Below are 25,033 nucleotides of genomic sequence, written 5' to 3'. Positions count from 1 at the left end.
ATTACCAGCGGAAGTGTGCAAACGCTTTGTTTGCCTCTGCCATTCTGTGTGTGTCTTCTTTTTTCTTAAATGCGGTGCCACGATTTTGCACGGCATCTAATACTTCGCCTGCCAATCTTAACTTCATACCTTTTTCACCGCGTTTGCGTGAGGCTTCAATAATCCAACGCATTGCCAAAGCAATTTTACGCTCTGCTCTTACTTCAACAGGCACTTGATAAGTTGAACCACCTACACGACGAGATTTAATCTCAACTTGTGGACCAATATTATCTAATGCTTGCTTAAAGGTATCAATTGGCTCAGCATTGCCTTTTGCTTCAATGGTGTCTAACGCATCATAAACAATCTTCTCAGCTACCGATTTTTTACCATCTAACATTAAGATGTTAACAAACTTAGCCAATACTAAATCGCCAAACTTCGGGTCTGGTAGGATTTCTCTTTTAGGTGCGGATCTTCTTCTCATAGTTTTTCTCTTGTTTTAAATTAGTTTACTTCTTTGGTTTCTTAGTGCCATACTTAGAACGCCCTTGCATTCTACCATCAACGCCCACAGTATCTAATGCACCACGAACTGTATGGTAACGAACACCTGGTAAATCCTTAACACGACCCCCACGAATTAAAATCACCGAGTGTTCTTGTAAGTTATGCCCTTCACCACCAATATAAGTGGTTACTTCGGCAGCATTTGTCAATCTAACACGAGCAACTTTACGCAATGCTGAGTTAGGTTTTTTAGGGGTTGTTGTATAAACGCGGGTACACACACCACGCTTTTGTGGGCAACTGTCTAACGCAGGTACGCCACTTTTTGTTACTTTCTTTTTACGCGGGTTACGCACTAATTGATTAACCGTTGACATAAGTACAAATCTCCAAATATTTTGTATAAAAAATTTAAGTGCCCACATTTTTTTGGGCAATAAAGGGAAGCATTATACTGTGATTTTTATTTTCGTCAATATGTTTTATGGATTTTTTATCAACTTATTTAATAAAAAACCACTAGCACGGTTCAACATCTGAAAAACATCATCAAAACGCCCCTCAAAATACGGGTCTGGTACACCTTTACCATTGTTATCTGGAATATTATCCAACATCAAAGACAGCTTATATCGATGCTCTGCTGGGCAAATATCCAACAATTCTGCCAAGTTACTCTCATCCATCGCAAAAATATAATCATAATGATAAAAATCAGAATCATGCACCTGTCTAGCACGCTGAGATGATAAATCCACCACATACTTATTTGCCGATAGTTGTGAGCGAGAATCAGGTTGCTCACCTATATGATAAGCGTGCGTCCCTGCTGAGTCGATTTCAAATAAATGTTCAACGCCCTGCTTCTGCATTTGCATACGAAATGTGCCCTCCGCAGTCGGTGAGCGACAGATATTGCCCATACAAACAAATAAAATTTTAGTTTTTTCACTACTCATACTTAATATTAGATAAAATTCACCATTATATCCATTTGTTGCCTATTTATGTCCAACTCACTTTTACACTCTGCCAAGCAAGTTATTCTAACTGAAGCACGGGCTGTTACCCAATTAGCCGACAAACTTGATCAAAATTTTGTCAATACTTGCGCGTTAATTCAAAAATGCACTGGCAAAGTGATTTTAATTGGTATGGGTAAATCAGGACATATCGGCAATAAAATTGCTGCCACTTTCGCATCAACAGGCACACCTGCATTTGCCGTTCACCCTGCAGAAGCGGGGCATGGCGATTTAGGCATGATTGAACAAAATGATATAGTAATTTGTATTTCTTATTCGGGCGAGTCTGATGAAATTATGACCCTAATCCCCGTCATTAAACGCCTTGGCGTGCCTATTATTGGAATGACGGGCAATGCCGATTCTTCTATCGGAATAATCAGCGATGTGCATTTAGATGTCAGCGTTGAAAAAGAAGCCTGTCCGCATAATTTAGCACCAACTTCATCCACCACCGTAGCATTAGCGATGGGCGATGCTTTGGCCGTCAGTTTGTTGAATGACAAAGGCTTTAGCCCCGATGACTTCGCCCGCTCCCACCCCAGTGGTGCACTCGGCAGACGCTTGCTAACCTTCGTTCACAACATTATGAAAACAGACGACGATATACCCAATGTAAGTGCAGACACCAAATTATTAGACGCCTTATTAGTAATGAGTCAAAAAGCATTAGGAATGGTGTTGATTACCAAAAATAACAATTTAAAAGGTATCTTCACCGATGGAGATTTACGCCGTGTGCTAGAAACCCACCCTAACATTCAAGATTTAACCATTGGCGAAGTCATGACCTCAAACTGCAAATCCATCTCATCTGACAAACCTGCCATGGCAGCCGTGGCAATGATGGATGAATTCAACCTCAATTCATTACCTGTGGTTGATGAAAATAATCAAGTAGTCGGTGCAATCAACACCCACACCCTAATGCAAGCGAAAATTATTTAGCCTAATTCAATACCCAGTAAATGCAATTCCCGATGACGGAATAGATACTTGCTTAACAAAACATCCTTTGACAAGGTCGAACCTTGTCAGTTAAAACACATTAAAAAAGGACAATCCTAAGATTATCCTTTTTAAGGTCAGCAACCAACTAACCTGCACAACAAAAAAACTAAAACATCTTTTGACAAGGTCGAACCTTGTCAATTAGAACTTCCAGCGGAGGGTGCCTTCGATGCCGTTGCTGTGGGCTTTGTTGTTGGTGGATTGGGTGCGTTGGTAGTTGATGGTGGTGTTGGTGTCGCCTTTTTGGTAGGTGATGCCTAGTTTTAGGCTTATTTCTTGCTCGGCGTTTTGGCTGATGTAGGTGGTACCTTCTCTGCGAATGTCGGATTTGTATTCGAGGTTGGCGAAGCGGGTGAGGTTGCCGTCTTCGTAATCGCTGGTGTGATTGATGTCAACACCGATGGCAAGGGCTTCGTCGGTGGTGGTTTCGCTGTTGGTAAGGGCGTCGGTGGCTTTCATTTTGATGCGGCTGATGTCGTATCTTGCGTAGGGGGAAAGGTCTAATTTTCCTTTTTGCATATTGCCACGATAGGCGACGGAGGCGAAGTAGCCGTCGCTGTTTTGGTTGTCGCTGGTGGTGGCGGAGTTGACTTTGTGGGTGCCTTTGGCAATGCCGAGGACGGCTTCGATGGCGGTGTGTTGGTTGAGTTCTAATGCACCGTAACTGGAGAGTGTGTATTGGGTGGTGTCCACATCGCTGGTGAAGTCGGTGCCGGTGGCGCTGCGGTCTTCTTTGCCTAAGCCTAAAGCGAAACCGATTGTTTTGGTTTTGTCAATGCGTCTGTCAAGTCCAACATTGATGGATTTGAGGTTGAACTCGGTTTTGTTGGTGCCTGTGCCGTTGCTTTCACCGATGATGATTTTGGCACTTGTCCAAGTGTCCCAGCGGTTAATCTTGTGATTAGGGGTGGGAATGGTGCTGGACATTCCATTGGCATTTAGCACTTGATTAAACGCCGTGCCGGGGTTGCTATTGGCGAAGTTGATTTGAATGCCGTTGACAAAGCCGTTAGTAAAACTACTTTGTTGGTTTTGCTTTTGACGAAGGTGAGAGAGCCTGCCCATCACCGTTTTTCTGACTCTGGAGAGTAGTACTTTGGCAGCGGCTTTGATGTCATTTACGGTTACTTCAAAGGTAAAGGAGAAACAACCATATCTGCATTTTTACCTAACTGTTCTAATAGCCAAGAGGCGGAGAAACCATCATCAGATAAATTTAGTGCTTATATTTAAATTCTTCTTCTAAAGCCCTAATCCGTTTGATTAGTAACTCTCTTGCTTCTGTAGACACACCTCCTGTAAACAAATCCCCTAAAAGCAATTCTATGCTATTAACTCCTAAAGCTAGCCTAGTCTTCAATCTACTAATACCCTTATCTAAACTCCCATTACTGGAAGCTTTCTGATACATACCTGTATAAGAAAAATTGTCAGATAACTGACCTAAGTCTTGAACAAAACCGTTTTTTGTTATATTACCATTCTCTCCTCTAAACCCTAAACGCTTAAGTCTCTCAGAAGGAGCAGCGTTAAAGTTGAGACCTGCTTTGGTCATATAGGAAATTAAGTCTTCCCCTGTTTTTTTGTTAAAGAAAGTTCCGCCAGCTCTTTTAAATTTACCTTTAGCCTTATATGAAGGGTCTTCTTGGAATATAAGACCTCCTTCAGAAAACTTAGTTAAGGCTTCTCGAGTAACACTTTTAGTATAAGCAATTTGGCTGTCTATATCTAAATTTTCAATATTGTTCTTTTTTGACCCATCTATTAAAATTAATATCTTGATTACTCATAGCATAAGGAGACTTTGATACTAAGCCCTGTTTATAGGCTTCAGCATAGGCTTCTTCGCCCATAGCCCTATATTGCTTTAACTGTGTTCCATCTAGGGTATCTAAAGAGATATTAGAGTTTGGGTCTGTTATCCTAATATTCCCTAAATTCTCTAATCCTGGAGTATTCCCAAAATTAAAGGTATCACCATCTAAGGCAATACCAGGTAAATTAAATTGGTTGCCTAAGTCAGTTTGTATTAGAGACCTTTGTCTATTCAAATCTTCAACAATATCTCGAACTAAGAAATTAGTATTTACTACAGTTTGGGGTACTGGAATTTGCCCTTTACGAATAGTTTCTTCTATTTCATCAAGTGGGTATGTTTCCCTAGTAAGCCTGTCTCTTTTTGCAAGCTCTTGGTCTAGTGTCAGTGGAGTTTGTGGATTCAGTGTAAATGGTGCTAAAAGTTTTTTAGCTTCTTCCTCCCCGCTTTTGAGACTGCCGTCGGAGCCGATATAATTGTAGCCGGCAAAGGCTTGAGTGGTAAGCAAAAGCAAAAAAGCACTGATAACAAAACGAGAAAGTGTGTTGATGGTATTCATAATAATAACCCCTAAGGAAAAGTAAAAAATGGGTCTTAATAAGTTAAGACCTAAAAGGTATGTGAGAAAATTTGTCTATTAAGTAATGGCGAATGAGAAATTGGTGCTGTAGGTGCCGACTTCGCCGCTGGTGATGCCGTAGCGGGCAGATAGGTGGCAGAATTGACCGACTTTGTCGGGGGTGAAGTCGAGGTTTAGGGTGGCGGATTGGGTGGTTTTGTGTTCGGAGTAGATGACTTTGGTGCGTTCGGCGGGGTCAAGGTAGGCGGCAAAAGATGTATTGTATTGGGGTTTTGTAGGTGTTAAATTGGGTGAGTTGTTCGGCGTTTAGCCCGAGTTCGATTTGTTTTTCGGGGGTGGAGAATATGTAGGCGTTCATTGTGGTTGGTGTAAGGTTGTTAAGGTTGGAAAAAAAGTTTTAGGGTTAGGAAAAAAACTCCTAAGGTTGGAAAAAACTCTTAGGGGTGTAAGGGGAATTGTTAAGGGTGGTGGTTTTGTTGATAAGGGTAAAAAAACCACTGATAATCGTGGCTGAGTGTTGGATAACGCTATTAAACGCCGTTCGGGCGGTGTTGGTGTTAGATATTGCTAATTGCGTGTGCTGTGCTGTGCGGTATTAGTATGTAAATTTCATAAGTTGGGTATTATCCCTAGTTTTGAGACCTTGTCAAGGGGTGGATTAAAATTTGTCGATGATTTTAGAAAGGGTTACAAAACCGCCCATGACGATTATTAGTAGCACCATATTTTTGTTTAGGGATTTTTGGATGGAATGCTCAACTTGTTCGGCGAGTAAGGTGAATTTGCCTTCTAGGGCGGTGAATTTGCCTTCTAGTTTGGTAACGCTGTCGGTTACTTCGTTGAGTTTTAGGTCAAGGTGGTTGATGTGGTTGTATTGGGATTTGAGTAGTAAAGTGTTGATGTCGTCTTGGGACAGGCCTTCGCCTTTGGAGAAACGCTCTTCAATTTCTTTGACTTTGGGGGTAATCATCTCGATGAGCATGTCATCTACATTGGTTTTGTTCATGGGGGTTGTTTGGTTAAAAATTAGGGGCTATTATGCCATAAATTGGGAAATGTATGGGGGTTTTTAGGGGTATTTGATGATGGCAATGACGAGACCAGCAGCGAGGACGGGGCAAAGGATAGCACTATCTTTGCAATCTCTACTTTTGGATTAGGGGGGGGTGATTATTTTAGCAATTTTGTAAAAATAGTTTATGTTTAATCATATTGAGACCTTTGCATAAATATGAATAATCATCAAAACGCCATCTTTCATCAAATTACAAACTTTTTAAAAACACCCTTAGCCCTGCTAGGAGTGGATTTAAAAAATTTCCAATTTAATAAAATCTGTCATTTTGCTAATCATCCCTATTTATACAAAGGTCTCATATTGTCAATCACTTTGTTAATCACTTCATCCCAATCACCATTTATGGTTTGTCTAAATAGATGGATGGTGTTTGGATACCATGGGGTGTTGTCTTTATTTAGCCCCCAGCGCCAATCTGTATCGTGGCTGGGTAATAGCACCCAACAAGGGATGTTAAGACTGCCAGCAAGATGGGCAATGGCTGTATCGACACAGATGACTAAGTCTAGTTGTGAGACGATGGCGGCGGTATCAGAAAAATCTTGAATATCTGTCCCTAGATGAATTAGGGGTTGGTCGCTTGGTGGGTTTTTTGCTTCGTCTTCTCCTGCGTCTTTTTGTAGGCTGATGAAGTTAATGTGTTTGGATTTGTTTTTTAGATTCCATAGTGGTTTTAGTGTTTTAATGGAGGGTAGTGAGCGGTTTTTATCGTTTTTGTGTTTGGCTTGACCTTTCCAGACTAGACCAATGTTGATTCCTTGTGGTAGTTTATTTTTCCAATTATCTTGTTCTGCTTGTGGGGAATGTAAGTAAGGCAGTTGGTTGGGGATGGTGTCGATTGTGGTATTAAAATGCAGGGGTAGGCTCATGTTAAATACCCAATAATTTAGGCCTTGGATATTAGCGCGTTTAAACTCGTCTTCATCAATGATATATTGAAAACATTCCATTGTGCTAAAGAGTTTTTTCAGGGGTTTTCTGCAGACTAGTATGACATAGGCTGCTTTTTTTTGAGATTTTAGTAAAGAGGCGTATCGAATAAATTGGAGTTCGTCGCCAAAGCCTTGTTCTGGGAATATTAGAATAGATTTTCCTGATAGGTCTTCTCCTTGCCACATGGGGGTGGAAATATTGGGCATGTGCACATTCTCTTTTTCTGGGTGTGGGGTGGTGTATCGAGATTCATAGTATTGCCAGCCTTGGGTCCAATTGCCTGTTTGTAGGAGTAGAAGGGAGAGTTTGGGGGCGGCAGAAGGGTGGTTGGCATCGATATCCAATGCTTTTCTATAATGTGCTTCTGCTGTTTGAAAATCTTCTAAGTTAACAAGTAGTGCTGCCAAATTACTGTGTGCATCGGCAGAATTGGGTTGTAATTTTAAGGTTTGATAGTAGTGTTGTTTTGCTTCTGTGTATTTTTTTTGCTTTGTTAATATTAGGGCTAATTCAAGGCGGGCTTTGATGTGATTTGGGTCAAGTCGAAGTGCTTTTTCATATGCGTTTATTGCTTCTTTGAATTTTTCTTGCAAGGCTTTTGCTTTGGCTAAAAAATAATAGCCACTGGCATTATCAGGATTTAATGTTATATTGCGTTTAAAGTATTTTATCGCTAAAGTGGTGTCGCCAATAGTGGTGGCGAATATGCCTGCATTTGGTAGCAGGGTGGTATCGTTTGGGAATTCTATTAATGCTTGTTGGGAAAGATTTAACGCCTCTTGCACTTGCCCTTGTTGATAGAGTTGTAGGATTTGGGTATTAAACTTTGCTAATTTTTGTTTAGGGTTTGGTGTGTCCTCAAAGGGGGGCTGGAAAGAGTGGGGATTGTTCATATGTGGGTTTTAGATATTGTTTTTAATTAAATGATATTATTTAGAGACCTTTGCATAAATAGGGATGATTAGCAAAATGACAGATTTTATTAAATTGGAAATTTTTTAAATCCACTCCTAGCAGGGCTAAGGGTGTTTTTAAAAAGTTTGTAATTTGATGAAAGATGGCGTTTTGATGATTATTCATATTTATGCAAAGGTCTCTATTAGTATTTTATCAAATAATTCTCTCAATTCCCCACCAAACACCAATCAAAGCAATGGTGATTGATACAGGTATAACGGCTAGTTTTCGATAATCTAGCCTTAATTTGCGTAATACTAATAATACTAATATCACACTCAATACAATCATAATTTGTGCCAATTCTACGCCCACATTAAAGCCAATCAAAGTGGTGGCAAAATTATCATCTGTCATTTCAAATGCTTTGAGCATCGTCGCAAAACCTAATCCGTGAATTAAGCCAAAGAAAAACACGATGCTACTTTTGCGTTTAATTGATTGATTTAAAAACAGATTTTCCGCTGCCACATAGGCAATTGAAAACGCAATCAATGGCTCAATAATACTGGGGGGTATTTTTACTATTCCTAACATTGCCAAACCCAATGTTAGTGTGTGTGCAAGCGTAAAAGTAGTAACTAATAAAAGCAGTTTTCGCCATAAAAGTGATGAAAGTGCCATACCAATAATAAATAAAATATGATCCCAGCCCAATGGTATTACATGGTCAAAACCAATGTTCATAAATTGTGTTAAGCGTTGCAAAGTGCTGATAGGCTCGGGGTGATTAATGTCAATCACGCCACTCGGTTTACCACTACGAAGCCACTGCCATTGACTCCATTTGTATTCATTTTTTTTAAATATTTGATAACGCAATGCACTGTCACCTGATGCTTTATCGTATTGCCACGCCAGTGTTTTTGGCCATTCACTGAGTTGTGTTGTGTAGGTTAATTGTGTTTTTCTTGGGCGTTTTTTGTAGCCGACAATGTCAATAAAGATGTTTTCTAACTGCAAAACTTGTGCTTGGTTATTTACCGTAAATTGAATGTTGTTTAAAAATTCCCCTTCAAAATCCTTAAAATTTTGACGCAAAACATCGGGTGCTAAGGCACGCAATTCGTCATATTCGGTTGAGTTTGGCGCATCGGTGGTTTTTTTATATTGCGTACCAATACCTGTCATCACTGCTTCAAGGCTTAAATCAATGACGACTTTAACTTTTTTATCGGGATAAATTGAGATTTCTACTAAGGCAGGTTTGACAACATCGGCAATTGACGCGCTGACTAATAGCCAAAATAAAACGAAAGATTTGAACATTTATGATTTATTTTTCTTGTCTAACTTCTCTTGTTTTTTGCGTCGAACTTCATCCCAATTAATATTTTCACAGGCGTCACAATGACGATTAACAACCCCAAGATTAACCAGTAGTGCATAAACTTTACAGCCCACACAGTAACCCACAATCGCCTCTAACCACATAAATAATAGACACATCCACACTAAATTCAATGCCAGCCAAGTTGGCACATAATTGACATCTACCGGAATATTCGCACCTAATAGACTATTAATCCACGACGCAACGGCATCCGGATTAAAAAACACAATACACACAGAAATAAAACTTGCACCCATTAGCCAAGCACAGCGTTTCGGCCCAATCGGCTTCCACTCAGGCTTTTTACCAATAGTCAGCAGACTAGCAATTAAAATCGTCGGTGAAAATCTTGCGCCAATCATTGTCATACCCAAGAGCATTTCAACCAGTGCATAAACCAATAATTTAGTTTGAAAAGAATACTCAAACACCCTTTTCGTTGCTTCAATAGCATAAAGCGTGCGGTCTTCCATATCGGTTTCATAAGTATCGGTCGCAATAGCGGCAGGCGGCACTTCCCAAGTTGGTCCATACACAACATTCACAAAAGTGAAAACCATATAAATAGGAATGATTAACAAAATCCCTGCACGAATCCGCACTGCAGTATCGTTGATATAGACTGTTTCCTCGCTTAAATCACGAAACCAAAGATTTTTAAAAGTTTTAAGAATTTTTTCCATAAAAGATTAGATTAATTTTCCTGCATAATTTTCAATACCAGGATTATTTTTCACGCCTTTAATGGTTGGATGATTGACTTTCTTCAAATCAAGGTGTTTTTGCTTACGCAAATAATCCGCTGCCACATCCCACATCAAACGCCCATTGCCAACAGAATTAACCTGCGCCCAACCAGACACTTTATAAGATTTATTTGCATCAATCGCCGTGCCATTGTCATCAACAATATTGCTGATACGATTGCCCAAACTTGCTGCTGGGTCAATGGTGTAATCCAAACCGCCCATTCTCACCATATCACCGCCTGACTGTAAATACGGATCTTGCACGAATAAATTCTCAGCAATGCCTTCTAAAATTTCTTTCAATTGCGATCCCTTCAATTCATTTACATAAGTCTCGCCATAAGTCATTGAGGTATTGGTCATCAAATCTTCCATCGTTACATTGTGTCCTGCTGGGACTGATGTTCCCCAACGCACACCTGCCGACATCGCAAAATCTGCATCGTGTTCTTCACGCAATGAATTGACCAGAACCTGATCCCAAGTGCCCATAAAATTACCACGACGATACAGCGTTTGCTCAGTAGTACATAGTTTTTCAGTCAAAATATCATCATAAGTTTTTCCTACACGGTCTGCATTATTACTCATTGTTGAGGAACGCGCTTCAATCACATTTTTGTCATATTTGGTATTACGCATTTTGTTAATATAAGACACCACTTCCGCATTCGGCTTGATAAAGTTGGTCAAAATCGGCAACATTTTGTAATGATAGCCCACTACTTTATGCCCTTTAATATCCAAATCCATCACCCCGATATATTTGCCCGAGCAACCTGCATTGGTTACCACCGTCATACCACCCGCATTCTTTACTTCTATGGGTTTCGGCATTCCATCATGTGTATGTCCGCCAAAAATCGCATCAATGCCTACTACTTGTGATGCCATTTTAATATCCACATCCATACCATTATGAGAAATCACAATCACCGCATCAGGCTTTTCATTTTTACGAATATCGGCCACCAATTCTGCCATATCGTCTTCACGCAAACCGAACGACCAATCAGGGAAAAAGTATTTTTGCGGGTTGGCATTGGAGGTTCTTGGGAAGGCTTGACCAATCACTGCGATACGATGTCCGCCCACATTTTTAATCACATACGGCTTAAATGGAGTTGCATCGTCTTCGTTATAAAGCCCGTTACCGTCGTATTTTTCCGTCATCGAAATATACTCATCACCCAACAAAGCATCTTCCATAATGCGCACATTTTGACCTAAGAAATCACCCTTAAAGAAACCAATATTTTTCAGTACTTCGTCTTCTTTATAAGTAAATTCCCAATGTCCGACCATCACATCAACACCGAGCAAATTACAGGCTTCCACCATATCTGCACCCCGTGTCCATAGCGATGTACCAGAACCTTGCCAAGTATCTCCTCCATCAAGCGTTAGGGTATTTTGCACACCGCCCGCACTCTCACGCAATGAATCCAACACTGTTTTAATTTGTCCAAAACCGCCCGTTTTGCCGTATTTAGCCGCCAATTCTTCAAAGTTATTATAAGTAAATGCATAGGCTTCACGCGAACCTGGTTTAACGCCAATTTCTTTCAATAGTTTATCGCCAACCACATGGGGCAATTTCCCAAAAGTCGAACCAAAGCCCAAATTTACATTTGGCTCACGGAAATAATTAGGTAGCAAGTTGCCGTGCGTATCCGTAATGTGCAAAATGCGTGCATTGCCTGTTTTGGCAACTTCATACATATTATCCTGCGACGATAATTTATCCGCATCATTACCACAACCACTAATCAAACCTGCTGCCGAACCAGCACCCAATACTTTAATAAATTCTCTACGCGTTAAAGTCATTACCTTCTCCTTAATATAACTAAATAACAAAAAAAATTAATTCTACTATGTTTTTCCATTTAATGCAAAACTATCACTAAATTATAATATTCTAAAATAGATAATGGGTATATATAAGTATCTATAATAGCCATATGAATATCAAACAACTGCTACAAAAAATTGCCCCTACCGAATTTGATTTTGCCGTAGATGGGCTATGCCTCAACTCACAACAAGTCCAAAATGGCGATATTTTCATCGCCCTGCAAGGGGTAACAGGTCATGGTTCTGACTATATTAAACAAGCGATTGATAAGGGGTGTATTTGTGTATTAGTCGATTCAAAAGATATCGAATGTGGCGTACCCGCCATTCGCATTGACAATTTACCCGCACATTTACCCACATTAGCAGCCACTTTTTACACTGACGCTAGCAAAGTCAATGTCATCGGTATTACGGGTACAAATGGTAAAACTTCTGTCGCCTGTTTTATCTCACAATTATTGACAATGCTAGGCAAAAAAAACGGACTCATTGGCACACTTGGTATTAGCAATTCTGGGCAAAATTCTACCAATACCACCCCCGATATTATCACCCTATATCGCACGATAGATGGCTACGCAAAAAACGGCATTGACACTGCCGTTTTAGAAGTGTCATCACATGGCATCAAGCAAAATAGAATTGCAGGGCTTAACATTACTCATGCTATTTTTACTAATTTCACCCAAGACCACTTGGATTACCACTCTGATTTAGCCACTTATAAAGAAATAAAAACCTTATTATTCTCATTAGACAGCGTGAAATCTGTCATTCTCAACCAAGATGATGACAGTTATTCTGATTTCCTAAACGCTGCCAAAGGCAAAAAAGTTATCGACTATTCATTGTCCAATTTCACTGACATCAAAACCACTGAACAAGGCTTTTTAACCATCTTACATACCTATGTTTTTGAGGTGCCATTTTTAGGAAAATTCAATTTATCCAACATCTTAGCCGCATTTAGCACCCTAAAAGCACTTGGTTTTAGCGATGAAAAAGTCATTCCTTTACTACACAAACTCACACCGCCGCCTGGCAGAATGCAGAAAAATCCTAAAAAATTAATATGGATAGACTACGCCCACACCCCAGACGCGATAGAAAATGCCATCACCACCTTAAAATCACACTACCCAGAACACACCGTTCGCATCGTCTTCGGCTGTGGTGGCAATCGTGACCAAGATAAACGCAGTAAAATGGGGAAAATCGCCTCAAAACTCGCTGATGCCATCATTCTAACCAACGATAACCCAAGAACTGAATCTCCCCGTGCCATCATCGATGATATCCTAAACGGCATTGACGACAGTTACGCCGTTGACATTACCGAAGATCGTCAACTCGCCATTGAAACAGCTGTTATCACTTTAGGTGAAAACGAATGCCTGCTCATTGCTGGAAAAGGTCATGAGACTACCCAAATATTCAAAGACAAAACCATCAAATCAAACGACGAAGATATTATTCTCGCTGCAATTATTGAAGGCATAAGGGGACCTTTGCATAAATAGGGATGATTAGCAAAATGACAGATTTTATTAAATTGGAAATTTTTTAAATCCACTCCTAGCAGGGCTAAGGGTGTTTTTAAAAAGTTTGTAATTTGATGAAAGATGGCGTTTTGATGATTATTCATATTTATGCAAAGGTCTCATAAGGTTAAAAAAGTTAAAGAATAAACAATAAAACAAGTATATTGGATTATTTTACTTTTAACGGTTATATCCTATATAATCGTTAAAAATTACAAAATAAAACAACTTTTAACGGTTATAATGGTTAATTATGGCAAAAACTTCAGAAACCTTTGAAAATATTCAACGCTTGCGTCAGCGTTATTATGCGTCGTTCCAAGGAAAACAAGCTTTATTGGATTTAATTTCAGAAACCGAGGTTGGAGAGCAGGTTTATAACTCAAATGCCATTGAAAACTCCACGCTAACGCTAGGTGATACCGAAAAAGTTTTATTGCAAATTGATTTAGACAAATACATTTCTGAACGAGAATTGTTTGAGGCAAAAAATTTGGCTAGAGTGGTGGACTATATCAATAAAAAATCCACGCAATCAGAACTCACTTTAGAAATTATTTTGTTACTGCATCAAATGTTATTAACCAATATTGATGATAATTTTGCTGGCAGATGGCGAAAAAAAGACGAATGGGTACGGGTTGGCAATCATATCGCTATTGCTCCTGAACAAATTATTACTAAATTACACAAAATATTAGCCCATTACTTTGCCACAAATAACGAACATATTATTAAACGCATTGCTCTATTCCACTTAGATTTCGAACAAATTCACCCCTTTATTGATGGCAATGGCAGGATTGGCAGAGTGCTAAATAATTACCTGCTGATTCGTGATGGTTTTGTGCCAATCAACATTAAATTTATTGATAGAGCGGATTATTACACCGCCTTTAATGAATTTAACCAATCAGGAAAAACCAAAATTATGGAAAACATTATCGGCAAAGCACTCACCAATAGTTACCACAAACGCTTGGCATATTTAGAAGGCAAAGAGATTGTCTCTCTAGTGGATTATGGCAAAAAATACAAAATATCACATTCCAACCTTATCAACAAAGCCAAACGCCAAACCATTGAAGCCTTTTCAGAAAAAGGCAAATGGAAGATTGGCGATTAACTTCTTCAGTAAGACTTGTATCTAAACAAGCAATAAAAAGCCCCGTTTACACAGGGCTTTTTATTAAAAGTCGCTTTTGTTTGTTTAAAAATCAACCAGCAAAGTCACACCAATATTGTCCATACTGTTGCTTTTCTCTTTCTTCATTTTCATACGCTCAAACTCAACACGATATTTCATTGTCTCGTTGATTTTTCCATCTACACCAACACCATAAAGTTCATCATTACCTTTTACTTTCGTATCAGCAAATTTTAAATTCCAAGAATGCCAACCTAATTTCATAAAAGGTGAATAACTTGCCTGCGGATTAAAATGGTAAAGTCCCACCACACCTAAACTGTCGCCAGATAGATCAAAAAGCGTTAAATTGGCGGCATTGTTACCTACTACTTTAGTAATCTTTACGCTATCTTTAGAAAAATTAAAATAATGCGCTTCAACTGACCAATTGTTGTTTATACGCTTACCTATTAACGCCTTATAATTATTATTTTTGTATTCTACATCTCCACTAGTAATAGCGCCGCTTGCCGCTGTATAAGTAGTTGTCATGCCATCTATCTTTGATTGATATGCTCCAATACCAAAATACATATCATCATAGTTGCCTGCATATAAGGATGATGCTAATAAACTGGCTGTTAATGCGATAACTTTTGTTAAGTTTTTCATTTGATTTTTCTCATATTATTATAAATAATAAAAACTACTATAAGTAGTTTTAAAATGTAAATTTTACCTATAAAAACTACCTATTTAGGTAAAAAATGAAAAATACAATAGAAATAACCGATTTAACACTCAAAAAAATCGTTGGAAATGTAAAGCGTGAAAGAAAAAAGCAGAAAATATCACGACTCAATTTAGCATTGGCAATGGGCATGAGTCTGTTGGTTTAATTTCTTTTATTGAGGCAGGAATAAACAATAGACGATATAATTTGATACATTTAATTAATATCGCTAAAATTTTAGATATTTCAATTCTAGAATTGTTTGAAGGGATCGATGAAATCCTACAAACTGGCGTTGACACTAAATAATTTTGGAAAAATCCATTTTTGAAGCCATTGAGACCTTTGCATAAATAGGGATGATTAGCAAAATGACAGATTTTATTAAATTGGAAATTTTTAAATCCACTCCTAGCAGGGCTAAGGGTGTTTTTAAAAAGTTTGTAATTTGATGAAAGATGGCGTTTTGATGATTATTCATATTTATGCAAAGGTCTCTTATTGTTTATAATAAACCTTAAATGTTGAAAACTACTACTCAAACCCTCGCTAAAGTCTTAAAAACAGATTGCTCTATTGATGTGGCAATTTTTGGCGTTTACACAGATACCCGTCAGCGGATGGAAGGCGGGTTGTTTTTGGCGTTAGTTGGGGATAATTTTGATGCACACGATTATGTCAAACAGGCGGAAAAAATGGGGGCTATAGCATTGGTTGTTAATCGAAAAGTAGAAACGACTTTGCCGATTCTACTGGTTAAAGATACGCAGGATGCATTGGGTGAAATTGCTAAATGGCATTTGAATAATGTAAAGCCAAAGGTGATTGCCATTACGGGAAGTAATGGCAAAACGACGACTAAGAATATGTTAAAAAATATTCTGCAATTAAAAGCACCGACTTTGGCAACCAAAGGTAATCTTAATAACCATTTCGGCGTGCCAATGACCTTGCTTGAATTAGAAGAAAAACACCAATATGCGGTGATTGAAATGGGGGCGAATCATTTGGGTGAAATTGCCCATTTGTGTGAGATAGCCAGTCCTGATATTGCGGTAGTAACCAACACGCTTGATGCGCATATCGGTGAGTTTGGTGGATTTGATAATTTAGCCAAAGCCAAAAGTGAGATTTATTCGCCTAATTCTCAGAATGTTGTGAATACTGAGACTGGGTTTTCAGGTGATATTAGTTTTGGTGATGGGGGTGATATTTTTGCGGACAATATTGAGAATAATCATTTTGATTTGCATATTTTTGATGAAAAAATAACGATTATTTTGCAACTCCTTGGACGACATAATATTGATAACGCCTTGGCAGCGAGTGCTTGCGCTTGTGCCTTGGGTGTTGATATTACTACTATCAAGCAGGGACTGGAAAGCACGGAGGCCGAAAAAGGTAGGTTAAGCATTATTCAAAATTCTACACAGATAATTATTGATGATACTTACAATGCAAGCCCAAGTTCAAATCAATATGCGTTGGAAGTATTGAGTAAATTTGTGGGTGAAAAGGTAGCAGTGCTTGGGGAAATGGCAGAACTTGGCGATGAATCTGACGCCTATCATCAGCAGGTGGGGGTGTTTGCAAAGTCGCTAAGGATTGATCATTTGTATAGTTATCAAGCCAATTATGGGGTACAAAATTTTGATGATGCCGATGAATTGGTAGCAACACTCAAACGACACACCAATACAACGATTCTTTTTAAAGGCTCAAGGGTTGCAAAATTAGAGCAAATCATTGGGCGATTATGCGTATAATTTGCCACCTTGTGAAAGGTAGCAGTTTACACCCTATAATATTTTTTGTTTAAGGGCGTAAAATACATGACATTTCTTATCAGGCACTATTCCATATAAGAAATAACAGTAGTTTGTGTCCTTAAAGCAACAATTGCGCCCGTGGCTCAACTGGATAGAGTACTCGGCTACGAACCGAGCGGTTGCTGGTTCGACTCCAGCCGGGCGCACCATATTTTTAAAAAACCCTTGCAAATACGCAGGGGTTTTTTGTTTATACTGAGACCTTATGATGACAATACCCAACATTTTAACTTTATCAAGAATTGCGTTAATTCCGTTGTTTGTGGTGTTGTATTATTTGCAACCTGCGTATAGTGAAACGCCAATATTCACTTGGATAAATTTTGCAGTGACTGGGGTTTATGCAACGATTAGCGCGACGGATTATTTAGATGGATATCTCGCTAGAAAACTCAATATGACTTCAAAACTCGGTGCTTTTTTAGATCCCGTTGCAGATAAATTAATGGTTTCAACAGCATTGGTTTTGCTAGTGGATTATTATCCAAGCGACACACATTGGTATATCAGTGTTTGCGCGTTGATTATTGTTTCTAGGGAAATTCTGGTGTCAGCTTTGAGAGAATGGATGAGTACAATTGGTCAGCGTTCCACTATCAATGTGTCCTTTGTTGGTAAGGTTAAGACCTTTGTGCAAATCTTTGCCATTCTGTTTTTACTCTATCAGCAACCTTTTTTTGACTTGCCAAGTTTTGAGATTGGTGTGACTTTATTGATTGTCGCCACCGTATTAACTTTATACTCTGGATTTATTTATTTAAAAGAAGGTATAAAAAACCTCAAATCAGAATAAAAACACATTATAATGTGTCGCTTATGCGGGAGTAGCTCAGCTGGTAGAGCATCACGTTGCCAACGTGAATGTCGCGAGTTCGAATCTCGTTTCCCGCTCCAAATTCAAAATCCTGTAAAAACAGGATTTTTTTTTATTACCGATTTTTTGCAAACCTTGGCCGGATAGCAAATCGGTTATGCAGGGGCCTGCAAAGCCTTACAGACCAGTTCGATTCTGGTTCCGGCCTCCATATAAAGTGCAATAAAAAGCCCGACTATTGTCGGGCTTTTTATTGTATTTTATAATACTTGAGACCTTTGCATAAATATGAATAATCATCAAAACGCCATCTTTCATCAAATTACAAACTTTTTAAAAACACCCTTAGCCCTGCTAGGAGTGGATTTAAAAAATTTCCAATTTAATAAAATCTGTCATTTTGCTAATCATCCCTATTTATGCAAAGGTCTCTACTTAAAACTCTATATTTTTCCGTTTTCTTTTAACGATTACAACTGTTTTTGATAATTTATCATGCCAGCCTTGTTTTCTTTTATCAAATGCCACCCAAATAATACCTAGCATAAATATTAACATCGCTGGAATATATGCAAAATATCGACCTATGCTTTGTCCAAAGTTTAATTTTCCACCAGTATCGGCATCCACTATTTTTATATTTAACGCCATTTTTCCAGGAGTAGCAGATTTGTAAAACCAAAATAATATAGTTGCAATAAATGGTAATGTGTAATTTATTAAAAAATCAGCAGAGCCCAAAATTACTCCTTGACCTTCCCATGTTAAATCACCATATATCATTATTGTTAGCGGTAGAATGATGATAGAAAGTAACAAAACATCAATTAATGACGCACCAACCCTTATCCAAAAACCGGCGTATTCATACTCTTCATTATTCACTTTCTATCTTTCTTATTTTAAAGATTTTAAACGCAATCTCAGCGCATTCAGTTTAATAAAGCCTGCTGCGTCTTTCTGATCGTAAGCACCTTGGTCGTCTTCAAAGGTTGCGATTTTTTCACTAAAAAGTGAATTGTTAGATTTTCTGCCAACGATGATGACATTGCCTTTGTAGAATTTAAGACGAACTGTGCCGTTGACGACTGATTGTGTTTGGTCGATGGCAGCTTGCAGCATTTCTCGTTCAGGGGCAAACCAAAAACCGTTGTAAACCATTTTGGCATATTTTGGCATTAATTCATCTTTAAGATGTGCAGCTTCTCTGTCTAAAGTTAGGCTTTCCATAGCACGATGTGCTTTAAGCATAACGGTGCCAGCGGGGGTTTCGTAGCAACCACGGGATTTCATACCGACGAAACGGTTTTCGACAATGTCATCACGACCGATGCCATGTGCACCTGCGCGTTCATTTAAATATTCCATCACAGTAGCTGGACTCATCGTTGTGCCGTTAATAGCAACAATGTCGCCTTTTTCATAGGTGAGTTCTACATATTCGGCTTTATCAGGGGCATTTTCGGGGGAAACTGTCCAACGCCACATATCGTCTTCTGGCTCTGCCCACGGGTCTTCTAAAATATCGCCCTCATAAGAAATATGCAATAAATTTGCGTCCATTGAATAGGGGGATTTTTTACCTTGTTTTTGATAATCAATCTCAATGCCATGGTCTTCAGCATATTTCATCAAAGACTCACGAGATGATAATTCCCACTCACGCCAAGGGGCGATGACTTGAATATCAGCATCAAGTGCATAGGCATTTAACTCAAAACGCACTTGGTCGTTACCTTTTCCTGTTGCACCGTGACTGATAGCATCTGCACCAACCTTGTTGGCAATTTCTACCAATCGCTTAGAAATTAAGGGGCGAGCAATAGAAGTGCCAAGTAAATATTCACCTTCATAAATAGCATTGGCACGGAACATTGGGAATACAAAATCACGAGCAAATTCTTCGCGTAAATCTTCAATGTAAATGTCTTTTACACCTGCTGCTTTTGCTTTGGCACGGGCAGGTTCTACTTCTTCGCCTTGTCCAATGTCAGCTGTGAAAGTCACGACTTCACATTGATAAGTATCCTGCAACCATTTAACAATAATACTGGTGTCTAATCCGCCTGAATAGGCTAATACCACTTTATTCATAATTTTTTATACTCGAATGTTTTTGTTAATAAAATTTTCTCGTTCTGGTCGATAACTTCAACCGTCCATTCCCCTGTCCATGTGTGCCATAAGTTTTTACTTGACCAAACACGCCATCTGTTACCTTTAATATCAAAACTGATTTTTGCTTTTACTTTGCCGTTGTACGACCAACGGTGGGTGATTTTATCACCTTTTAAATGGCGAATATTAGTGAAAAAATACACTTTTTTTAGGGAATTATCAGCTTCTGTAATGATTTCAATCGGGGTTCTTTCATTAACTGATTTGGCAAATACTGCTTGTGCAATATCCTTGTGTGGCCATGCAGAAAATGCTTGAGTAGATAATAACAACGATAACAATAGTATTTTTTTCATATTATATTTTCAATAAATAGAGACCTTTGCATAAATTAGGGATGATTAGCAAAATGACAGATTTTATTAAATTGGAAATTTTTTAAATCCACTCCTAGCAGGGCTAAGGGTGTTTTTAAAAAGTTTGTAATTTGATGAAAGATGGCGTTTTGATGATTATTCATATTTATGCAAAGGTCTCAAATAATAATGAGATAAATTTTAACAGATTTTCCTTTAATCTACCCAAGTAATGACATGCTTGTAAATTTCGTCATCTGCCACTTCATCATCTCTAAAAGTGCGGCCACGAATGGAAATCCCTGCCAAGTGTACTGAATTAGCATTGCCACTAATCAGCGGATGCCAATCAAATAAAGGTTTGCCTTCGGATAATAGGCGATACGCACAGGTGGACGGTAGCCAATTAAATTTTTTACCCCAATCTGGGTAAATGGTTAAGCAATCGGGCACAAAAGATTGACGCAATTCATAGTGTGGGCATTGACAGGTTTCTTCGTTAAGATAGCGACAAGCAACATCGGTAAAGTAGATTTCTTCGGTATCTTCATCTTCAATTTTATGCAAACAACAACGCCCGCAACTGTCACATAATGATTCCCATTGCACTCGTGTCATTTCTTCAAGTGAGTGCGTTTGCCAAAATTTATCTTGCATTTTTTTCTGTATTGCTCTGTGTCGTTTGATTGATTTTGGCATTCAACATCTCAGCATTTTTCGCGAGAGAATCAGTGATTTCTTGTGTGCTTGGCATATTCATCACTGATTTTTTTGTATTAATGAGTTTGTTCAAACGCGATTGTGCTTCGGCGTTAAATTGCATAGTGGCTTTTTCATACCAATACTGTGCCAATTTTAAATTCTTCTTTTTCTCATATAATTCACCTAAATCCAATTGCGCTAGAGAGAAACCCAATTTTGCCGACTTTTCATACCAATGTCTTGCCTCTTCTATATTACCTTGACGGTGGTATATTTTGGCTAATTTATATTGTGCTTTAATCAGATTTTGCTCAGCTGCTTTTTCATACCAAGACAGTGCTTTTTCTAAATTTCTCTCTGTGGCAACGCCATTATAATAAAGATCACCCACATTAAATTGAGCACTCGGATAGCCCAATTTAGCCACTTGCACATACCAATAAAGTGCCAATTTCATATCTTGATTGGTGTTAATACCATGATGATACATATTCGCCAAACTGAACTGTGCTCGTGCATTACCACTCTTGGCTTCTTTTTTTAATTGCGTTAAAAGTGCCTTTGCCTTAGCAGGCAACATAGATCGCCCTAATTGTTGCTTGACAGTATTATGCCCTTCCTTGGATTGCAAAAGTTGCAAAGCCTGAACATTTAAACTAAATAGTAATAAAAACAATAATCTCATAACGCTTATTTTACCGATAATAATCGCTCAATACCAATTGCTACACCCGAACATTGTGGCAAAGGATTTTTGAGATTTGATAAAAATCCTTCATCTAATTCAACCGTTGTTTTGCCTAAAATAGTGCGTTTATCAATCTCACTTTTAAAACGCTGACGATATTCATCTACATTTTGCAATTCATCATAGCCATTAGCCACTTCTATACCTTTGATATATAATTCAAATCGCAGAGCGACATCGCCATCTACTTTTGCTAAAGCCGATTGACAGGCAGGATAATCATAAATAAAACACGCATCTAATTTTGCCAATTCTGGCTCAATAAGGTGTGTGAATAATAGAATTTGCAAGTCCTCAATCCACTCAAAGTCAGTGCATAAATCATGTGTTTTTGCCACCTTTTTTAACCCGTCAAAATCAGCCTCTAAAATATCAATATCCGCAAATTTAATGAACGCCTGTTCATAAGATAAAAGTGATATATCACCTTTAAAATCTAAGTATCGCAACAATTCAACAATTTCATTCATCAATTCAAGACTGTCAAAACCAAGACGGTAATATTCCAGCATTGTAAATTCATTAAAATTTTGAGACCCCTGCTCATTGTCACGAAATACCGAGCAAATCTGATAAATATCGCCACTGCCATTCGCCAGCAGTTTTTTCATCTCTAACTCAGGAGAAGTGTGTAAATATTGTGTCTTTTGCTTAATATCTTGATTGACTTGCATAACAATGCTGTCAATATAAACATCAGTGGTGGGGGTGTCTAAAAGTTGTGAAGTTTGCACCTCAATAACATTTCTTTCAGAGAAAAATTGTCGGATTTGACTGACAAATAAACTGCGTTTTTTAAGTGCGTCCCGCATACTCGTTGGTGCGTGTGTCCACTTTAACTTTCTCGCCAATGCTGATAAATAATGGCACTTGCACCACCGCACCCGTGTTCATCGTCGCAGGTTTTCCGCCTGTACCAGCTGTGTCGCCTTTCAATCCTGGGTCAGTATCCATCACTTCCAGCATCACATGATTAGGCGGTGTTACTGAAATCGGATTACCATTCCAAAGCGTTATCACACACATATCCTGCTCCACCAAATACTTCTTTGCATCACCCATCCCTGCTTCGCTCAGCGTGTATTGCTCAAAAGTTTTTGGGTCCATAAAACTATACCCATCACCGTCACTATACAAATATTGCATATCCGTTTCCATCACATCTGCCCCTTCCACCGATTCGCCAGATTTAAAAGTTTTTTCCAAAGTTTTACCCGTAATTAAATCCTTAAGTTTCACCTTATTAGACGCCTGCCCCTTGCCAGGTTTACGAATTTCATTATTGATAATCGAACAAGGATTACCATCCAAGATGAGTTTTAAGCCGTTTTTGAATTGACTGGTGGAGTAAGTTGCCATAATTAAAAGTTACAAAAATAAAATATCTTATTTTACTTAAACTACACTATATTTTGTTTGTAAAATAATGTCATGCTAAAAGACATTGACTACACCCAAGAAAATTCCCTCAAAAAAAACACTGACTGTGTAGAGGATGCCTTTCAAATGGGATTACTAGATCGCTTTGAGATAAAAGAGCCTGATGTCAATAAAAAACCCAATTTTACTTTTATTGATTTGTTTGCAGGTATTGGTGGCTTTCACCTAGCCGCCTCAAATCTAGGTGGAAAATGTGTTTTCGCTAGTGAGCTTGATGATAATGCTAGAAAGACTTATGAAGCTAATTTTTTAAAACACAATAAAGATTTGTTTTATTCAGGTAACTTTGCTGGCAATATCATCGAAGTTGATGCAAAGGATATACCCGATTTTGATTTTTTATTTGCGGGCTTTCCTTGCCAACCATTTTCTATTGCAGGTCATAGACAAGGTTTTGATGATAAAAATGGCAGAGGAAATTTGTTTTTTAATATAGTTAAAATCCTTAAAGAAAAAAACCAAAAGTCATTATTCTTGAGAATGTTAAAAATCTTAAAACACACGGCAAAGGTAATACAGTCAAGGTGAATTACAAAAGTTAGGCTATAAGGTTACCGATAAAATTTTGAATACTATGGAATATGGCGACATACCTCAAAATAGAGAGCGGATTTTTAGGTAAAGAGGTCATTTTTAACCAATCAGGATATTGAAATGAGTAAAGGCAAACATGAAAATTACGAGATTTTAAATTTGATAGGATATGGCTTATCAAAATTTGATAATGAACTTATAAAACAATTTGGATTTTCAACTAAAATAAGTTTTTATCAATTTTTTGTTGATAATAAGATAGTAGAAACAGCAAGTACTGTTAAAAACAGGATGGACTTATTTGATCATTTTTTTCCAGGTAATGGCAGGCAAGGCTGGTGGCAGAAAGGGGATGCTTATATTCATAGAAAAATTTTAATAGATAGTTTATTTGGAAATGAAAATGTTGAAGGGTATGCTAATATTATCAAAACATACCTAAAAGATAAGTTTCCCATTGAAGAGGCGAATTTAGGAGACATATATTATCAAGAAGTACCTATTATTCAAAGCAAGTTTAAAAAGTTACAAGAAACAGGGCTGGAGGCAGAATTATTTTTTATGAATAATTATGATTCGGTTGATATATTTAAAGATGGGTCAATAGAGGACGCTAGATTGTATGGAGATGGTTACGATTTTCAAGTCAGCGTTAATGAGCATTTGTATTTAGCAGAAATAAAAGGTGTTAGGGAGTCAAAAGGAAAATTTAGATTGACCGAAAATGAGTATAAACAAGCGTTAAAACACAAAGATAATTATATTGTCAGTGTAATACTTAACCTTAATCAGAGTCCAACAGTTTTAACGATAGAAAACCCTATTAAAAACTTATCATTTGATGAAAGAATTGTCAATCCTAGAGCAATTAAAGAATATCATTTAAGTAAAGCCATATGCTAAGTTTTGATAAAAAATTAAGCATATTTTCTTCAGTATTGAATCAAGATGAGAAGTCTTATGCAGATAGTTTTAATGGATTAATATTCATGTATTCTAAAAATGGAGATTATGATTTTTTGCACAAACTTAGTTCAAAACAAGATATAATTAACTGGATTGAAAGGCTTAAAAGTAGAATTGTTATGCATGAAGATGAAGCAGAGATGGAAGATATTATTGATGATTATATTGCTTGCGGTTAGGAGTAATGGGGGCGCTACCTTTTTAAGGCAAATAAAAGGGTAGCGTTCCCATTATTTCCTTCTCTCTTTCAAAAAGCACCCTATCGAAAAGATTTGATAGCACTAATCCT

The 25,033-nt window shown here is 38.0% G+C and carries 32 protein-coding genes, 3 tRNA genes and 1 pseudogene; 12 read left to right on the top strand and 24 right to left on the bottom strand.

Going from position 1 to position 25,033, the window contains the following annotated elements; genetic code table 11:
- Nucleotide 1 precedes the first annotated feature (1 nt).
- From rpsG to AB8525_RS07635, 3 genes are all read right to left on the bottom strand, one after another.
- Complete coding sequence (rpsG, locus tag AB8525_RS07645; protein WP_369150627.1) at nucleotides 2–469, bottom strand: 30S ribosomal protein S7; 468 nt, start codon at nucleotides 467–469, stop codon at nucleotides 2–4.
- A gap of 25 nt (nucleotides 470–494) precedes the next feature.
- On the bottom strand, nucleotides 495–869 hold the full coding sequence (rpsL, locus tag AB8525_RS07640) for a 30S ribosomal protein S12 (protein WP_066042982.1): 375 nt from the start codon (nucleotides 867–869) through the stop codon (nucleotides 495–497).
- 105 nt (nucleotides 870–974) lie between these two features.
- The gene (locus AB8525_RS07635; protein ID WP_369177228.1) at nucleotides 975–1,451 is read right to left on the bottom strand and encodes a low molecular weight protein-tyrosine-phosphatase; all 477 of its coding nucleotides are present in this window, start codon (nucleotides 1,449–1,451) and stop codon (nucleotides 975–977) included.
- Nucleotides 1,452–1,499: 48 nt separating this feature from the next.
- Here AB8525_RS07635 and AB8525_RS07630 point away from each other — a divergent pair, with 48 nt between their 5' ends.
- On the top strand, nucleotides 1,500–2,465 hold the full coding sequence (locus AB8525_RS07630; RefSeq protein WP_369177226.1) for an SIS domain-containing protein: 966 nt from the start codon (nucleotides 1,500–1,502) through the stop codon (nucleotides 2,463–2,465).
- A gap of 204 nt (nucleotides 2,466–2,669) precedes the next feature.
- Here the strand turns inward: AB8525_RS07630 and AB8525_RS07625 are convergent, their stop codons facing one another.
- From AB8525_RS07625 to AB8525_RS07580, 10 genes are all read right to left on the bottom strand, one after another.
- The gene (locus tag AB8525_RS07625) at nucleotides 2,670–3,593 is read right to left on the bottom strand and encodes an autotransporter outer membrane beta-barrel domain-containing protein (RefSeq protein ID WP_369177224.1); all 924 of its coding nucleotides are present in this window, start codon (nucleotides 3,591–3,593) and stop codon (nucleotides 2,670–2,672) included.
- 151 nt (nucleotides 3,594–3,744) lie between these two features.
- Nucleotides 3,745–4,083, bottom strand: a complete 339-nt coding sequence (locus tag AB8525_RS07620; protein ID WP_369177222.1) for a hypothetical protein — start codon at nucleotides 4,081–4,083, stop codon at nucleotides 3,745–3,747.
- A gap of 181 nt (nucleotides 4,084–4,264) precedes the next feature.
- A complete protein-coding gene (locus AB8525_RS07615; RefSeq protein WP_369177220.1) occupies nucleotides 4,265–4,903 on the bottom strand; it encodes a hypothetical protein in 639 nt (212 codons plus the stop codon).
- 256 nt (nucleotides 4,904–5,159) lie between these two features.
- The gene (locus AB8525_RS07610) at nucleotides 5,160–5,282 is read right to left on the bottom strand and encodes a hypothetical protein (protein ID WP_369177218.1); all 123 of its coding nucleotides are present in this window, start codon (nucleotides 5,280–5,282) and stop codon (nucleotides 5,160–5,162) included.
- A gap of 300 nt (nucleotides 5,283–5,582) precedes the next feature.
- Nucleotides 5,583–5,930, bottom strand: a complete 348-nt coding sequence (locus AB8525_RS07605; protein WP_369150608.1) for a hypothetical protein — start codon at nucleotides 5,928–5,930, stop codon at nucleotides 5,583–5,585.
- A 350-nt stretch (nucleotides 5,931–6,280) separates the two neighbouring features.
- On the bottom strand, nucleotides 6,281–7,828 hold the full coding sequence (locus AB8525_RS07600) for a tetratricopeptide repeat protein (RefSeq protein WP_369177216.1): 1,548 nt from the start codon (nucleotides 7,826–7,828) through the stop codon (nucleotides 6,281–6,283).
- 40 nt (nucleotides 7,829–7,868) lie between these two features.
- On the bottom strand, nucleotides 7,869–8,015 hold the full coding sequence (locus tag AB8525_RS07595) for a hypothetical protein (RefSeq protein WP_369149988.1): 147 nt from the start codon (nucleotides 8,013–8,015) through the stop codon (nucleotides 7,869–7,871).
- A 30-nt stretch (nucleotides 8,016–8,045) separates the two neighbouring features.
- Nucleotides 8,046–9,161: a HupE/UreJ family protein gene (locus tag AB8525_RS07590; RefSeq protein WP_369177214.1), complete on the bottom strand. Its 1,116-nt coding sequence runs from the start codon at nucleotides 9,159–9,161 to the stop codon at nucleotides 8,046–8,048.
- A complete protein-coding gene (locus AB8525_RS07585) occupies nucleotides 9,162–9,908 on the bottom strand; it encodes a DUF4395 domain-containing protein (RefSeq protein ID WP_369177212.1) in 747 nt (248 codons plus the stop codon).
- A gap of 6 nt (nucleotides 9,909–9,914) precedes the next feature.
- A complete protein-coding gene (locus tag AB8525_RS07580) occupies nucleotides 9,915–11,804 on the bottom strand; it encodes a 5'-nucleotidase C-terminal domain-containing protein (protein ID WP_369177210.1) in 1,890 nt (629 codons plus the stop codon).
- Between the two features lie 134 nt (nucleotides 11,805–11,938).
- Between AB8525_RS07580 and AB8525_RS07575 the strand changes: the two genes are divergently transcribed.
- A complete protein-coding gene (locus tag AB8525_RS07575) occupies nucleotides 11,939–13,354 on the top strand; it encodes a UDP-N-acetylmuramoyl-L-alanyl-D-glutamate--2,6-diaminopimelate ligase (RefSeq protein WP_369177208.1) in 1,416 nt (471 codons plus the stop codon).
- On the opposite strand, the gene AB8525_RS07570 is transcribed toward AB8525_RS07575, so the two are convergent.
- Nucleotides 13,249–13,479 (bottom strand): hypothetical protein, encoded by a 231-nt coding sequence (locus AB8525_RS07570; RefSeq protein WP_369177207.1) that lies wholly within the window; start codon nucleotides 13,477–13,479, stop codon nucleotides 13,249–13,251. The genes AB8525_RS07575 and AB8525_RS07570 overlap by 106 nt on opposite strands.
- Before the next feature lie 149 nt (nucleotides 13,480–13,628).
- Between AB8525_RS07570 and AB8525_RS07565 the strand changes: the two genes are divergently transcribed.
- The gene (locus AB8525_RS07565; protein WP_369177205.1) at nucleotides 13,629–14,501 is read left to right on the top strand and encodes a Fic family protein; all 873 of its coding nucleotides are present in this window, start codon (nucleotides 13,629–13,631) and stop codon (nucleotides 14,499–14,501) included.
- A gap of 84 nt (nucleotides 14,502–14,585) precedes the next feature.
- On the opposite strand, the gene AB8525_RS07560 is transcribed toward AB8525_RS07565, so the two are convergent.
- Nucleotides 14,586–15,176 carry an outer membrane beta-barrel protein gene (locus AB8525_RS07560; protein WP_369177203.1) on the bottom strand — a complete coding sequence of 197 codons (591 nt, stop codon included), beginning with the start codon at nucleotides 15,174–15,176 and terminating at the stop codon, nucleotides 14,586–14,588.
- Nucleotides 15,177–15,538: 362 nt separating this feature from the next.
- Complete coding sequence (locus tag AB8525_RS07555; RefSeq protein WP_369177201.1) at nucleotides 15,539–15,718, bottom strand: hypothetical protein; 180 nt, start codon at nucleotides 15,716–15,718, stop codon at nucleotides 15,539–15,541.
- A gap of 40 nt (nucleotides 15,719–15,758) precedes the next feature.
- Between AB8525_RS07555 and murF the strand changes: the two genes are divergently transcribed.
- The 6 genes from murF (at nucleotide 15,759) to AB8525_RS07525 (ending at nucleotide 18,366) form a co-directional block, all read left to right on the top strand.
- The gene (gene murF / locus AB8525_RS07550) at nucleotides 15,759–17,003 is read left to right on the top strand and encodes a UDP-N-acetylmuramoyl-tripeptide--D-alanyl-D-alanine ligase (RefSeq protein WP_369177199.1); all 1,245 of its coding nucleotides are present in this window, start codon (nucleotides 15,759–15,761) and stop codon (nucleotides 17,001–17,003) included.
- Nucleotides 17,004–17,138: 135 nt separating this feature from the next.
- Nucleotides 17,139–17,215, top strand: a tRNA-Arg gene (locus tag AB8525_RS07545).
- 56 nt (nucleotides 17,216–17,271) lie between these two features.
- Nucleotides 17,272–17,859, top strand: a complete 588-nt coding sequence (pgsA, locus tag AB8525_RS07540) for a CDP-diacylglycerol--glycerol-3-phosphate 3-phosphatidyltransferase (protein ID WP_369177197.1) — start codon at nucleotides 17,272–17,274, stop codon at nucleotides 17,857–17,859.
- A 25-nt stretch (nucleotides 17,860–17,884) separates the two neighbouring features.
- Nucleotides 17,885–17,960, top strand: a tRNA-Gly gene (locus tag AB8525_RS07535).
- Between the two features lie 57 nt (nucleotides 17,961–18,017).
- Nucleotides 18,018–18,091, top strand: a tRNA-Cys gene (locus tag AB8525_RS07530).
- 77 nt (nucleotides 18,092–18,168) lie between these two features.
- Nucleotides 18,169–18,366, top strand: coding sequence for a hypothetical protein (locus AB8525_RS07525; RefSeq protein ID WP_369150576.1), 198 nt, complete (start codon nucleotides 18,169–18,171; stop codon nucleotides 18,364–18,366).
- On the opposite strand, the gene AB8525_RS07520 is transcribed toward AB8525_RS07525, so the two are convergent.
- The 8 genes from AB8525_RS07520 to efp are packed head-to-tail and all read right to left on the bottom strand — an operon-like array spanning nucleotide 18,316 to nucleotide 23,163.
- Nucleotides 18,316–18,765 (bottom strand): RDD family protein, encoded by a 450-nt coding sequence (locus tag AB8525_RS07520; RefSeq protein ID WP_369150574.1) that lies wholly within the window; start codon nucleotides 18,763–18,765, stop codon nucleotides 18,316–18,318. The genes AB8525_RS07525 and AB8525_RS07520 overlap by 51 nt on opposite strands.
- Nucleotides 18,766–18,777: 12 nt before the next feature.
- Nucleotides 18,778–19,974 (bottom strand): argininosuccinate synthase, encoded by a 1,197-nt coding sequence (locus AB8525_RS07515; protein WP_369177195.1) that lies wholly within the window; start codon nucleotides 19,972–19,974, stop codon nucleotides 18,778–18,780.
- On the bottom strand, nucleotides 19,971–20,354 hold the full coding sequence (locus AB8525_RS07510; RefSeq protein ID WP_369177194.1) for a DUF2914 domain-containing protein: 384 nt from the start codon (nucleotides 20,352–20,354) through the stop codon (nucleotides 19,971–19,973). Before AB8525_RS07510 ends, AB8525_RS07515 begins: the two co-directional genes overlap by 4 nt.
- A 35-nt stretch (nucleotides 20,355–20,389) precedes the next feature.
- The gene (locus AB8525_RS07505; RefSeq protein WP_369177192.1) at nucleotides 20,390–20,518 is read right to left on the bottom strand and encodes a hypothetical protein; all 129 of its coding nucleotides are present in this window, start codon (nucleotides 20,516–20,518) and stop codon (nucleotides 20,390–20,392) included.
- 52 nt (nucleotides 20,519–20,570) lie between these two features.
- Entirely contained in the window at nucleotides 20,571–21,011 is a 441-nt protein-coding gene (locus tag AB8525_RS07500) for a YcgN family cysteine cluster protein (RefSeq protein WP_369177190.1), read from the bottom strand.
- On the bottom strand, nucleotides 21,001–21,741 hold the full coding sequence (locus AB8525_RS07495) for a tetratricopeptide repeat protein (protein ID WP_369150566.1): 741 nt from the start codon (nucleotides 21,739–21,741) through the stop codon (nucleotides 21,001–21,003). The genes AB8525_RS07500 and AB8525_RS07495 overlap by 11 nt, the downstream gene beginning before the upstream one ends.
- Nucleotides 21,742–21,746: 5 nt before the next feature.
- Nucleotides 21,747–22,616, bottom strand: a complete 870-nt coding sequence (epmA, locus tag AB8525_RS07490; RefSeq protein ID WP_369177188.1) for an EF-P lysine aminoacylase EpmA — start codon at nucleotides 22,614–22,616, stop codon at nucleotides 21,747–21,749.
- A complete protein-coding gene (gene efp / locus AB8525_RS07485; RefSeq protein ID WP_369177186.1) occupies nucleotides 22,600–23,163 on the bottom strand; it encodes an elongation factor P in 564 nt (187 codons plus the stop codon). Before efp ends, epmA begins: the two co-directional genes overlap by 17 nt.
- A gap of 72 nt (nucleotides 23,164–23,235) precedes the next feature.
- On the opposite strand from efp, the pseudogene AB8525_RS07480 reads away from it, so the two are divergent.
- From AB8525_RS07480 to AB8525_RS07470, 3 genes and pseudogenes are all read left to right on the top strand, one after another.
- Nucleotides 23,236–23,866: pseudogene (locus AB8525_RS07480) on the top strand (DNA cytosine methyltransferase).
- Nucleotides 23,867–23,898: 32 nt separating this feature from the next.
- Nucleotides 23,899–24,681 carry a DUF3883 domain-containing protein gene (locus AB8525_RS07475; RefSeq protein WP_369177184.1) on the top strand — a complete coding sequence of 261 codons (783 nt, stop codon included), beginning with the start codon at nucleotides 23,899–23,901 and terminating at the stop codon, nucleotides 24,679–24,681.
- Nucleotides 24,675–24,923, top strand: a complete 249-nt coding sequence (locus tag AB8525_RS07470; protein ID WP_369177182.1) for a hypothetical protein — start codon at nucleotides 24,675–24,677, stop codon at nucleotides 24,921–24,923. Before AB8525_RS07475 ends, AB8525_RS07470 begins: the two co-directional genes overlap by 7 nt.
- Nucleotides 24,924–25,033: the final 110 nt, after the last annotated feature.

The organism is Candidatus Thiodubiliella endoseptemdiera, from assembly GCF_964212635.1.
Taxonomy (GTDB): Bacteria; Pseudomonadota; Gammaproteobacteria; order PS1; family Pseudothioglobaceae; genus Thiodubiliella; species Thiodubiliella endoseptemdiera.
Note: the sequence above shows the minus strand (reverse complement) of the source record. Positions and strands in the feature narration are given on the sequence as shown.